We start from the raw sequence: 12,468 nt of genomic DNA on the forward strand, positions 1-12,468 counted from the left end.
TTGCTATCATCCCTCCGCCTTTAACTCTAATAATAAATCGCGAAGCTCTGCGGCACGTTCGAAATCTAATGCTTTCGCAGCTTCCCTCATCTCTATTTCCATCTTCGTAATTACTTTCTCGCGCTCTTTCTTCGTTAACTTCTTCGTATCGACTGCTTTTGTTTCGTATCCTTCTTGTTCTTCGGCAGCCATTGTCGCACGAATCACACCACGTACTTCCTTCTTAATCGTTTGTGGAATAATACCATGCTTCTCATTATAGGCTTCTTGAATAGCACGGCGGCGCTTCGTCTCATTAATAGCAATTTCCATCGAGTTCGTCATTTTGTCTGCGTACATAATAACATGACCATTCGCATTACGCGCTGCACGACCGATTGTTTGGATTAATGAACGCTCCGAACGTAAGAATCCTTCCTTATCCGCATCTAAAATTGCCACAAGTGACACTTCTGGTATATCAAGTCCTTCACGCAATAAGTTAATTCCTACTAACACATCAAACTTACCTAATCGTAAATCACGAATAATTTCAATACGCTCTAACGTCTTTACTTCTGAATGTAAGTAGTTTACTTTAATACCGATGTCTTTCAAGTAATCTGTTAAGTCTTCGGACATTTTTTTCGTTAATGTCGTAATTAACACACGCTCATTGCGTTCAATACGAGCTTGAATTTCACCTAGTAGATCATCAATTTGCCCTTCAATTGGACGAACATCAATCAATGGATCAATTAATCCTGTTGGGCGAATAATTTGTTCTACCATTTCTGGACAATGATCTAACTCATATGGGCCGGGTGTAGCCGATACGTAGACAAACTGAGGCCCTTTTTCTTCAAACTCATCAAACTGAAGCGGACGGTTATCCAATGCTGATGGTAAGCGGAATCCATGATCCACTAATACTTGCTTACGCGCTCTATCTCCGTTATACATCCCTCGTACTTGTGGTAACGAAACGTGTGATTCATCCATAACAATAAGAAAATCATCTGGGAAGTAGTCAATTAGTGTATACGGCGTTGCTCCAGCTGGACGTAACGTTAAGTGACGCGAGTAGTTTTCGATGCCAGAACAGAAGCCCATCTCACGCATCATTTCCAAATCGTAACGTACGCGTTGTTCTAAACGCTGCGCTTCTAATAACTTATCATTCTCACGGAATTCTTTTAACTGTTCCTCTAATTCCGCTTCAATATTCTCAATCGCTACTTTCATTTTCTCTTCACGTGTAACGAAGTGAGATGCCGGGAAAATAGCAACGTGGTCACGTTCACCAACAATTTCCCCCGTCAGTGCGTCAATTTCACGAATGCGATCAATTTCATCCCCAAAGAACTCAACACGAATACATTGTTCATCTCGTGAAACAGGGAAGATTTCTACTACATCTCCGCGTACACGGAACGTTCCACGCTGGAAATCAATATCATTACGAGCATATTGGATATCGACTAATTGACGTAATAACTCATCGCGTCCTTTTTCCATTCCAACACGTAATGACACGACTAATTCACGGTATTCTTCCGGCGATCCTAAACCATATATACACGATACACTCGCAATAATAATGACATCTTCTCGTTCAAATAAGGAAGATGTGGCAGAGTGACGTAATTTATCAATTTCATCGTTAATTTTGGCATCTTTTTCAATGAAGGTATCTGTTTGTGGTACATATGCTTCTGGTTGATAGTAATCGTAATAACTTACGAAATACTCGACTGCATTGTTTGGGAAGAATTCTTTAAATTCACTGTATAACTGTCCAGCTAATGTTTTATTGTGAGCCATCACAAGCGTTGGCTTCTTCACTTCTTTGATGACATTCGAGATTGTGAACGTTTTACCCGTACCAGTTGCTCCGAGTAACGTTTGGTATCTCTTTCCGTTCTGTATTCCTTCTACTAACTGCTTAATTGCATTTGGCTGATCGCCTTGTGGAGAATAACTCGACACTATTTCAAAATCTTTCATATTCAACCTCCGTTCTTCAACATTTCCTCTACATCTATCTTACCACATTTTATCATATCTCAACCACGAAAAACAAAACAAACGTTCGTTAAAAAGAAAAGAAAAAACCATGCAGAGCATGGCTTTTAATCAAATCGTTTTTGACGGTAGACAACAATACATGCTACTAGCAATCCAACAAACCAACCTGTTAATACAAGTATGTGTGTCATCAGGTCGTTCATTCCACTTCCAGCAACAGCTAAATTTACACTATCTATAATACGTGTTGATGGAAAATTACTTACAATCATTCGTACAAGTTCATTTTCTACACCTTTCGTAAACATGCTACCGAGCATAAGGACCATTATAACTGGCATCATCATTGTATTTAATGCCGAAACAGATTGAGCAAGTAATCCAAAAAGTGTCCCCATACAAACGAAAAGTAATAAACCGATACATACAACAATTGCTACATTTATGTTCACTGATACTTCCGCGAGAATTAAGCAGAAAGTAGATACAACAACTGTTAAAACACTTGTAAGAAAGCTTTTACCTGCTAGTACATCTAACACCCCTGCCGGTGATAACATAAGCCCACGTAATGTTTCCTTCTCTTTCTCTTCCGCAATTGCATTTGCTTGGAGAAATGTAGTTAAAAAAACAAGCGTCATCATGATACACATGCTTGCGATTCCAGCAGGTTCCATCCCCATACGTTTATAAAATAATGCGTATGCAAGCGGAAAGACTAACATAATAACCATTTGGTAATTCTTCATTAAATCCATATATTCTTTACGTACAATCGCTGATACTCGTTTTAGTGAAAATGTCATCATTATAAGCCCCTCCCAGTTAATTGGATGAAAATATCTCCTAAATTCGGTTCTTTTGAGTGAATCGTTAAAATTTCTCCACGGTTCAACCATTCAAAAATGCGTTGTGCTCCTGCCTCGTCTTTTGTCACCATTTCTTTTTCTCTATTTGTTAACGTAATTTCGATTGTATTTTCCGCATACTGAAGGCGTAAATTCTCTGGTGTATCAAGTGCAGCGATTTCGCCATTATGTAAAAACGCTATTCGGTCACATAGAATTTCGGCTTCACTCATATCATGTGTCGTTAAGAAAATTGTTGTGCCTTCTTCATTTAATTGACGAAGTACGTCATGCATCTTTTGTCTATTTACTGGGTCTAAAGCAGAAGTTGGTTCATCTAAAAACAATAGTGCTGGTTTATGAAGAATAGCTCGGGCAAGTAAGACACGCTGCTTCATCCCTTTTGATAACTTATTCACAGCTGTTTTCTTCTCTTCAATTAAATTCACATCTTGTAATACTTCGTCAATTCGTTTGTTATTCACATCATATAAATCACAATATAATTTCAAATTATCGTACACTGTTAATCTGTCATATAGTGCACTATTATCTGTTAATATGCCAATTTCTTTCATATTCTCTTTCTTCCACTTTGTAAGATCCTGTCCAAATATCGAAATATTTCCCGAGGAATGTTTTAATTGCGATGTTAAGATTTTCACTGTTGTTGTTTTACCAGATCCACTCGGACCAAGGAAACCAAATATTTCACCCTTCTTAATATTGAAGCTTACATCAGTTAATGCTTTCTTCGTTCCAAATGCTTTCATCATATTTTGTACGGTAATGATATTCCCCATTTTCTCCACCCCTGTATTTGATTTGATTTTTGTTTACCGTGCTTCTGACTCTACAATAGGACAATTACAAACTGACAACATTATATTTTCTTTCAAAAGAGTAGAAATCGGGATGAACGGAGCATATGAAAACATGAAAAAACCATAGGAACATTCCTATGGTTACAATGATTGGCGTTTTTTATAAATAACTAGACAGAAAACACATGCAGCGACTGTCCATCCTGTTACTAGGAGACTATCTGACCATACGCCTGTCATCTCTCCTCCTAAAGAAACGAATAAGCCATTAAATATCGCTTGTCCAGGTAACATGTTATTGATAGTCGTAAGCATGCCGTTTTCCTCATAAAAATTTGCAAACATAGGCAATAAAAGGAAAAAGGCACACGGAATTCCTTTAACAGATGTATCCATTGCATTTTTTGAATAAAAACCGACAAGTGTCCCTGCACATATAGAAAATAATGTGGTTGCTATTGCTGTATAGATAAAAAGCAACATATTCTCTATACTGAAGCCACCCATTACCGCTATTAAAATCGTTACAAATAATGCTAAAAGAATCGAAACAATACCCTTCGCTACGATAAGATGCCCCTGATGAAAAGGCGATACACGATAGATAGTAAAGGAACCTTTTTCTTTCTCTTCTGCAATCATAATTGGTTGAATAACCATTCCAATGAAGGCGTACGTTATCAATAACGGTACTAAGAATACCGTTTCGTCCTTTACACCTTTTAATTCATACATAAAAGCTATAAACAAAGGCACCATCATCATCGATAAAATCACATAATTCCTACTTACATCTATACATTCTCGCTTCACTAATACAAATAAACGACTCATCTTATCACCTCACAACCCCATAATTTCTTTCAGTTCGTCATAGCGCCCCTTAGATAAAGGAATAGAACTCTTCTCTTTATTATCTAAAATCAAGCTATAACTATTACGTGTCCACGTAATAACTTCTCTTACACGTTGTAGATTGATAATATACGAGCGATGGCAACGGAAAAATCCAAACACTTTTAACTTCTCCTGCAGTTCATTTAACGTGTATGTACATAAGAAGCGGCCTTCTTTCACATGAATGTATGAATTTCCTTCTTGGCTCTCTACGAAATAAATTTCCATTGGATCGAACAGGATGAGCTTCTCATTTACTTTTGCAGGGATTTTATCGATGCGAATCGGCTTCGCAATAGTAGCTTCCTCTTCTTCATGTTGTTCTTCTATTTCTACCGGTACGAACTCTTCTTGTACTACCTCTTGCTCACTTTCAACTCGCTTAAAGCCATCTTCATTCAATATATATACATCATCTGTAATGGACAGTGCTGTTTCTAAAGAAAATGTCGTAATTAAAATTCCTTTTTTCTCTTGTCGCAATGATTCAATTGTTTTACGGATAAGAATTACACTCTCTGTATCTACATTTTGTTCAGGCTCTTCTAAGATAACTAAAGACGGATTATGGATGAACACCCTTGCAAGATGAAGTCTTCTTAACTCTGAATAAGTCAGTCTCTCAAGCTTTATCTTTTGCTTATCAAATAAACCTACTTTTTCTAGTGTCTTTTCAACAGATAGCTCACTTCTATACATATCTTTAAAAAACGAGAGAAACTCTTTTACCGTCATTCGTTCGTAATGACCATCTTCAAGCATGAATACACCTACATACGTACTATGCTTATTCGGATGAAGTCGCTCTCCTTTAAATAAGACCGTCCCACTCGTTGGTGAATCTATATCAAACAATAGATTAATAAACAATTCTCCTGTTTCTTTATTACAAACAAGCACTTTGCATTCCCCAGCATCTACCGTAAAGGACACATCTTGAATAAGATGTTTATTTTTATGAATTTTGTTCACTTCTTGTACGTCTAATAGCAACATTATTCTCCCCCCATCCCTCTAAAAATTGGTAATACTTTATATTGTACTAGAAATTTTCAGAATTTGTAGTTTTATCCCCTTTAAAAATTGGAAACAATATGCTATGCTACTCATATGATATAAAAGTGATATCATATTAATATCGAAAGGATGATTTTACATGAGAGAAAAACAAGTATTTGCAATGAACGGTTTTCTCGCTATTTTCTTCATATTAGCATTACTCGGAGGAGGCGCAGCTAGTTTCCTCGTATCTGAATCCCTTGTCTTCCCTATTATTGCAGTAGTTGTATCTGCTTTAATTGCTTCAGGAATTGGCATGGTACAACCAAACCAAGCGAAAGTCGTAATATTCTTTGGTAACTACTTAGGAACAATCCGCAAGAGCGGCTTATTCTTCACTGTACCACTTACAATTCATTCAAAAGTCTCTCTTCGTGTAGAGAACTTTAACAGTGAAAAGTTAAAAGTAAATGATATTGAAGGAAACCCAATCGAGATTGCAGCGGTTGTTGTATATAAAGTAATTGATTCTGCTAAAGCAAAATTTGATGTAGAGCATTATCATAAATTCATTCAAATCCAAAGCGAAACGGCTATCCGCCACGTTGCAACGAAATATGCATATGATAACTTTGATGACACAGACAAAATTACATTACGCGGAAATCCAGACGAAATCTCAGAGGAATTAAAACGAGAATTAGAAGATCGTCTACAAATTGCTGGTATTGACGTAATTGAAACACGCTTAACGCACCTAGCATACGCAACAGAAATTGCACACGCAATGTTACAACGTCAACAAGCAAAAGCCGTCCTTGCTGCTCGTAAAGAAATCGTAGAAGGTGCTGTCCAAATGGCAAAAGCTTCTATTAATCAATTAGAAGCAGATGGTGCATTCGAATTAGATGACGAGCGTAAAGCAAATATGGTAAATAATCTATTAGTGGCTATTGTTTCTGATAGAAGTGCACAGCCAGTTATCAACACAGGAAGTCTATATTAAAGAAGGCGATAAACATGGCAAAGAAAAAAAGTTTTCCATTACGAATCGATCCCGAAGTATATGCGATTATTGAAAAGTGGGCAAATGATGAATTTCGTAGTGTAAATGCACATATCGAATTTTTGCTACGCGAAATAGCAAAACAAAAAGGAAGATTAAAGAGAGACGAAGAACAAGAATAATTCTGTTCGAAAGAGAGGTTACGATACCTCTCTTTCTCATTTTACTTCGTCTTAATAGAAGCGAAATAGGACATACTATACAAAAAGAAAAAGGAACGAATACTATGAAGCACCCAACACTAAAATGGCTCATCCTGACACTTATTATCTTAAGCGCAATCATATATATGTATATTAAAAAACAAGATTCACAATCGTCTGCTGAAGCAACAACGAAGCAAGAAGAATCTACTGAAACAAAAACAAAACAAGAAGAATCTACTGTTACATTAGCGGCTGTCGGCGATGTCCTTATTCATAGTCGCCTTTATATTGATGCCCAGCAAGCAGACGGTACATATAACTTCCATCCAATGTTTGAAGAAGTGAAGCCATTCCTAACACAGGCCGATATTACAATCGCTAACCAAGAAAGTGTGGTAGGTGGAAGTGAGATTGGTATTTCTTCTTATCCAAGTTTTAATTCTCCTTATGAAGTAGCCGATGCAATGAAGGATGCTGGAATTGACATTGTATCCCTTGCAAATAATCACACGTTAGATCGCGGCGAAAAAGCAATTCGAAATGCACTTGCTTATTGGAAATCACTTGACGTCCTGACGATAGGTAGCCATACATCTTTTGAAGACGCAAAACGTATTCCTACTTTGAAGAAAAACGATATTACCTTTTCTTTCTTAAATTACACATACGGTACAAATGGAATTCGTGTACCAAAAGGAAAAGAATATCTTGTCAATTATATTGATGAAACGAAAATGAAACACGATATACAACAAGCGAAAACCCAATCAGATGTTGTCGTGGTGGCCCTACATTTCGGTAAAGAGTATGAAAATATACCAAACAAAGAACAACAAAAACTTGCTCAATACTTAGCTGATGAAGGAGTGCATATTATTTTAGGTAGTCATGCACACGTTCTACAACCACCAGCCTTTCTTACAGGTAAAAATGGAAACAAAACGTATATCACATACTCAATGGGGAACTTTTTAGCTGCACAAACAGATGGATTTGATGATAGATATACAGGTGGGATTTTCAATATTCGCGTCACAAAGAAAGAAGTCGATGGGAAGCAAATTATTGAGTTAACTGATTCATCTTTTATCCCTACTTATATCACAAACGAACAAGAAAACAATTATCGCATTCGCCCTTTAGAGAGCATTCCACAGGAAGAATTGCCACAGAAAGAGCAAATTTCTTCGTACTTAAAAGACCATATGCCACAATATATGGAAGAACTAAAAATTGAGTAGCCACACAAAAAGTGATGTATCCTTTGTGTCACTAATAAAGAAATAAATTAACTAAAAATAATATACAAATATAAAACCCGCAGTTCATTCTGCGGGTTCTTTTTACGACCACTCTGGATTTTCTCCAACTAACAAGATTCCAAGTTCATGATGCTCACCTTCATATAATGCCGTTTGAGCAAATCGCGGTTCATTATTAATATCCACTACTTCTAATTTGCAAAATGCACGGTTCTTCTGCAATGCTTCATAAAATTGTTGCTCCGTTTGAATAGCTACACCATTTGCTTTCGTAATAACTTCTCCAATTTGTAGTTTCATTTTTGATGCTGCCGAATTTGGTAACACACCTAAAATAACAATTCCATTTGGACGTGAAGAGAAGTAAGGTTGTTTGCCCTCGTCTTGTATATGCTGCACAATTGAAATTGCCTCTCTCCCAATAATTGCAATAGATAAGGCAAGCAAGCCAACCAATGTACTCCAATAACTAATGATTGCAAGCACACCGATAACGGCCGTCAACATCCATACAAACGTTACTGTTTTCTGGATACCTACATGTGGCAACATACTCTTCATCTTCTGCATAATGCCAATTGCAAATGGCACGAATACAAGTGAATAAGTTCCTTCACCTAGTGGAATAACCGGCCACCAACTAGCGATAGCTTGTACCCCTTCACCTGGCACGAGAATGAAAAGTGGTATCATCCATATTCGTTTCGCAATATACTCTCCTACACGCTTCCCACGATTACTCGTCGAGATAAGAGGTGTCGCCATGTTATTTGCACCACGCTTCAATACAATACCTTCTATCATTAATAAAACAACAAGAAGTACAACAACACCTGTCACATGGAACTCATTAGCTCCTGCTATTATATCGTTAATTGTTCCAATCCCAACGTTCACTTCTTTTAACAAAATAACGAGGAGAACTGCAATGCCGATTGTATAAGCCGGCGATAGCCAACGAACGAACAAGCAAAGTGCTGCAAGTATTGATAATGTTTCTATTACAAGAAGTAGCTCAAATGGAATGACAACTCCAATCCCTACTGTTACGAACGAGAATAGTAGACCAAGAACAAGTCCAATTCCAATTGTTGTTCGCAACTCATACCACATATCATAGACACGTACTGATAATTGCTTACGTTCTCTCCCCATTCGTATATATCCAAGTAAAATACTACATAGTACATATACATACACAAACGGGTGTACAAATAACTTCCCTAATGCTGTTCCGATTTCCAACAGCCATGTACTCATAAACTCTACCTCCAGCCAATTCATTCTTCCTCTATTTTAACAAAAGATTCGACACTTCAATAGGAAAAAATTTCATTTTACAAACAAGTCAATGACTCATTTCTACATATATCGGACACTTTGCATACTTTGTCTACTTCTTTCGCCATTTATCCGCCTGCATAGCTAAAAATCCCCGCTTTTTTATTGACTCTTCCATTATTAAGCAGGCGCATTTGCAAATAAAAAACCTAAGCTGTTGTGTATCATAAACAGCTTAGGTTTCCCTTTTACTTTGTTAAAATTTCTAATGCTTTTTTCAACTGCATATCGTTCTTTTCATTTCGTATTTCTTCTACTAGCTTCGTTTCAATAGAAGAAGCTGTTTTCTTATCAACGATTCCTGTGACTGGTAGGTTGTTTGCTTGTTGGAATGCTTTAACTGCTTTTTCTGTTTCTTCACTAAAGTACCCATCACGTCGACCTGGATCAAATCCAACACCCTTTAACATCACTTGCATGTTCTTAATTTGTTCGTCATTCATATCACGCTTCAATTCGTCTTTGAATTGGATCGGTGTTGCATAGAAATATTCTGGCTGCTTCACCGCAACTGTTGGTTCCACACCCTTTTTATGAATCCAATTCCCATCTGGCGTTAACCACTTATACTGCGTTAATTTTAGATTACTTCCGTCCGGCATTTCAATTGGTTGTTGTACTGTACCTTTGCCAAATGTGTTCTCTCCAATAACAGGGTATCCTTCTGACTCTTTTAATGCTGCTGCTAAAATTTCAGAGGCAGAAGCACTACCATCGTTCGTTAATGTTGCGACTGGATATGACTTACGACTTTTTGTTTCTGATTTTACAATCTGCTTTTGTCCCGCACGATTCTCTACTTGGTAAATCGGCTTACCATTTGCGACAAATAAGCTTGCGATATCATGCACACTTTCTAAATAACCACCTGGATTGCCGCGTACATCAATTACAAGCCCTTCCATCCCATCACTTTCTAACTTCGCTAATACATCCGTAAATTCTTTCGTCGTTCCTTCACCGAATGATGTAATTTGGATATAACCAATTTTCTTACCTTTTGATTCTTTCATCGAATGATGAACAGTTGACATTGGAATATCATCACGAACAATGTCAAATACAATGGCTTCTTCCATACCAGTACGTTTTATTTCAATTTTAACGGTTGTTCCCTTTTTACCACGGATTTTCATAACAGCATCCATTTGAGACAGACCTTCAATACTTTCACCATTAACCGTCAAAATTTGGTCATTTGGGCGTAATCCTGCCTTCTCCGCTGGTGATCCCTTAATTGGAGAAACAATCAGTAATTTCCCATCTGTCAAATGTACTTCTGCACCGATACCCTGGAAGGAAGAATCAAGCGACTGATGGAATTGATCTGCTGCTTCTTTGTCCATATAAGCAGAGAAAGGGTCTTTCAATGTACCTACCATCCCTTGAATAGCTCCTTCAATCAATTCATCTTTGTTCACTTCTTCTACATAACGAGAAGAAATAAGTTCATAAATTTGACCAACCTTCGCAATATCTGTATTTCCACTTGATTCAATCGCCGTAATAGGAGATTTGGAGAAAATCTTTGTCCCTACTAGTGTACTCGATACCCCTAATAAGAACGCAACAACAGCAAGCATAATGGCAAACTTACGATTCATATGTATCCTCCTTTTTCATCTCATCTATCCCTATTTTCTTCATTATCTTTATGAAAAAAGCATCACACAACTTGTGCGATGCCTTGCTCTACTTCTACTATATGATAAGCTTGTACGCTTTATGCTTCAAGTGTCTTGCTTAGAAATTAATATACTTTCTCGGATCTACGAAATAACGCTTATCTTGTGTCCAAGGACCGGCGTGTAATTCAAAGTGTAAATGTTGCCCGAAAGAATTACCTGTATTACCCATTAAACCAATTTGTTGACCTTTTTTAACAGACTGACCTACCGAAACAGAACGACTACCGCTACGCATATGTGCATAAACAGATGTCATCGTCTTTCCATTCACATTATGTGTAATGTAAATAACTTCACCGTAACTTGGGCTATACTCCGAACGACTGACTCTTCCATCTCCTGCAGCTACAATTGGTACCGTGCCACTACTTGCGATATCAACGCCTTTATGCCCACGTCCATCTCCAATCTCCGATGTTACTCTTCCAGCTGCTGGACGCATGAAGAATCCAGAAGATACTGGTGGTGTTGGTCCAACTACTGAACCTCCGTTACTTCCACCATTGCCTTGGCTTGGTTTATTTGCTTCCGCAGCGGCAGCCGCTGCTTCTTGACGCTTACGCTCTTCTTCTAACTGACGCGCCGCTTCTTCTTGGGCTTTAATAATTGCCTCTTCTTCTTGAGCAAGAAGGTTACTCTCATAACCTAGGCGCTCTACTTCACCTTCCGCTTGTTGCTTCTGTGCTTCAATCTTATTCACAATTTCCTTCTTTTGCTCTGATTGAGCTTTTAGCGTTGCTTCTGCTGCTTCTAATGCTTTTAAATCTATTTCATTCATCTCAAGTTTAGCGTCCACTTCTTTCTTATTCGCTTCTACTTGACTTAAATCCTCTTCATTTTGTCGAACAATTTCATTATCCGCCTGCATGATTTTCGCCACGCTATCAATACGTGTAATTAAATCAGCAAAACTTTCTGCACTTAATACAACATCAAGATACGGAACTCCACCACCTTGCTCTTGGAATGACACAGCACGTTGCTTTAAAATCTCTGTACGTAGCTCAATACGTTTTTCTAATTCAATGATTTCTTCTTTTAACTTCTCAATCTCTTCTTTTGTCTTCGTAACTACTTCACGTTTCTCTTCAACTTGTTGCTCGGTTTCCGCTAATTTCTCGTCCATTAAGCGTAATTCTTCTGCTAACTTAGCCATTTCTGTTGCTAATTCATTTACCGTATTTTGTGCTTGCTGTTTCTCTGCTTCTACTTGTTGCTTCTTTTCCTTTACTTCAGAAAGATTTCCCTCTGCATATACAGTTGAAGACGTAATAGTTGCTAGACTACTAAACCCTAACATAAATGCAGTTACGACTGTTGCTGTTTTCTTCATATCTATCTCCTTTCCGATTACCCTTTATTTGTTTATAAAATTAAAACTATTATGTAT

11 protein-coding genes are annotated in these 12,468 nt (G+C 37.5%); 3 read left to right on the forward strand and 8 right to left on the reverse strand.

Annotation, left to right across the window (positions count from 1 at the left end; all coding sequences use genetic code 11):
• Positions 1-6: 6 nt before the first annotated feature.
• From uvrB to IEV41_RS16990, 5 genes are all read right to left on the reverse strand, one after another.
• Positions 7-1,986: an excinuclease ABC subunit UvrB gene (uvrB, locus tag IEV41_RS16970; RefSeq protein WP_188389689.1), complete on the reverse strand. Its 1,980-nt coding sequence runs from the start codon at positions 1,984-1,986 to the stop codon at positions 7-9.
• 125 nt (positions 1,987-2,111) lie between these two features.
• On the reverse strand, positions 2,112-2,816 hold the full coding sequence (locus tag IEV41_RS16975) for an ABC transporter permease (protein ID WP_188389690.1): 705 nt from the start codon (positions 2,814-2,816) through the stop codon (positions 2,112-2,114).
• Positions 2,816-3,658, reverse strand: a complete 843-nt coding sequence (locus IEV41_RS16980) for an ABC transporter ATP-binding protein (RefSeq protein WP_188389691.1) — start codon at positions 3,656-3,658, stop codon at positions 2,816-2,818. The genes IEV41_RS16975 and IEV41_RS16980 overlap by 1 nt, the downstream gene beginning before the upstream one ends.
• Positions 3,659-3,820: 162 nt before the next feature.
• Entirely contained in the window at positions 3,821-4,513 is a 693-nt protein-coding gene (locus tag IEV41_RS16985; protein ID WP_188389692.1) for an ABC transporter permease, read from the reverse strand.
• Positions 4,514-4,522: 9 nt separating this feature from the next.
• Positions 4,523-5,572 carry a LytTR family transcriptional regulator DNA-binding domain-containing protein gene (locus IEV41_RS16990; protein WP_188389693.1) on the reverse strand — a complete coding sequence of 350 codons (1,050 nt, stop codon included), beginning with the start codon at positions 5,570-5,572 and terminating at the stop codon, positions 4,523-4,525.
• A gap of 160 nt (positions 5,573-5,732) precedes the next feature.
• On the opposite strand from IEV41_RS16990, the gene IEV41_RS16995 reads away from it, so the two are divergent.
• From IEV41_RS16995 to IEV41_RS17005, 3 genes are all read left to right on the forward strand, one after another.
• Positions 5,733-6,581, forward strand: coding sequence for an SPFH domain-containing protein (locus IEV41_RS16995; RefSeq protein ID WP_188389694.1), 849 nt, complete (start codon positions 5,733-5,735; stop codon positions 6,579-6,581).
• Positions 6,582-6,595: 14 nt separating this feature from the next.
• Positions 6,596-6,763, forward strand: coding sequence for a type II toxin-antitoxin system antitoxin (locus tag IEV41_RS17000; protein WP_188389695.1), 168 nt, complete (start codon positions 6,596-6,598; stop codon positions 6,761-6,763).
• Between the two features lie 104 nt (positions 6,764-6,867).
• On the forward strand, positions 6,868-8,028 hold the full coding sequence (locus IEV41_RS17005) for a CapA family protein (protein ID WP_188389696.1): 1,161 nt from the start codon (positions 6,868-6,870) through the stop codon (positions 8,026-8,028).
• Positions 8,029-8,130: 102 nt separating this feature from the next.
• On the opposite strand, the gene IEV41_RS17010 is transcribed toward IEV41_RS17005, so the two are convergent.
• The 3 genes from IEV41_RS17010 to IEV41_RS17020 all read right to left on the reverse strand — a co-directional run bounded on the left by IEV41_RS17010 (position 8,131) and on the right by IEV41_RS17020 (position 12,411).
• Positions 8,131-9,309 carry a PDZ domain-containing protein gene (locus IEV41_RS17010; RefSeq protein ID WP_188389697.1) on the reverse strand — a complete coding sequence of 393 codons (1,179 nt, stop codon included), beginning with the start codon at positions 9,307-9,309 and terminating at the stop codon, positions 8,131-8,133.
• Positions 9,310-9,578: 269 nt separating this feature from the next.
• Positions 9,579-10,994: a S41 family peptidase gene (locus IEV41_RS17015; protein WP_188389698.1), complete on the reverse strand. Its 1,416-nt coding sequence runs from the start codon at positions 10,992-10,994 to the stop codon at positions 9,579-9,581.
• 139 nt (positions 10,995-11,133) lie between these two features.
• Complete coding sequence (locus IEV41_RS17020) at positions 11,134-12,411, reverse strand: murein hydrolase activator EnvC family protein (RefSeq protein WP_188389699.1); 1,278 nt, start codon at positions 12,409-12,411, stop codon at positions 11,134-11,136.
• Between the last annotated feature and the right edge of the window lie 57 nt (positions 12,412-12,468).

The organism is Priestia taiwanensis, assembly GCF_014638355.1.
GTDB lineage: Bacteria > Bacillota > Bacilli > Bacillales > Bacillaceae_G > Priestia_D > Priestia_D taiwanensis.

Excerpts from the sequence above, each read along its gene's own strand:
- uvrB (WP_188389689.1), bottom strand. The coding sequence starts at position 1,986 with ATGAAAGATTTTGAAATAGTGTCGAGTTATTCTCCACAAGGCGATCAG.
- IEV41_RS16975 (WP_188389690.1), bottom strand. The coding sequence starts at position 2,816 with ATGATGACATTTTCACTAAAACGAGTATCAGCGATTGTACGTAAAGAA.
- IEV41_RS16980 (WP_188389691.1), bottom strand. The coding sequence starts at position 3,658 with ATGGGGAATATCATTACCGTACAAAATATGATGAAAGCATTTGGAACG.
- IEV41_RS16985 (WP_188389692.1), bottom strand. The coding sequence starts at position 4,513 with ATGAGTCGTTTATTTGTATTAGTGAAGCGAGAATGTATAGATGTAAGT.
- IEV41_RS16990 (WP_188389693.1), bottom strand. The coding sequence starts at position 5,572 with ATGTTGCTATTAGACGTACAAGAAGTGAACAAAATTCATAAAAATAAA.
- IEV41_RS16995 (WP_188389694.1), top strand. The coding sequence starts at position 5,733 with ATGAGAGAAAAACAAGTATTTGCAATGAACGGTTTTCTCGCTATTTTC.
- IEV41_RS17000 (WP_188389695.1), top strand. The coding sequence starts at position 6,596 with ATGGCAAAGAAAAAAAGTTTTCCATTACGAATCGATCCCGAAGTATAT.
- IEV41_RS17005 (WP_188389696.1), top strand. The coding sequence starts at position 6,868 with ATGAAGCACCCAACACTAAAATGGCTCATCCTGACACTTATTATCTTA.
- IEV41_RS17010 (WP_188389697.1), bottom strand. The coding sequence starts at position 9,309 with ATGAGTACATGGCTGTTGGAAATCGGAACAGCATTAGGGAAGTTATTT.
- IEV41_RS17015 (WP_188389698.1), bottom strand. The coding sequence starts at position 10,994 with ATGAATCGTAAGTTTGCCATTATGCTTGCTGTTGTTGCGTTCTTATTA.
- IEV41_RS17020 (WP_188389699.1), bottom strand. The coding sequence starts at position 12,411 with ATGAAGAAAACAGCAACAGTCGTAACTGCATTTATGTTAGGGTTTAGT.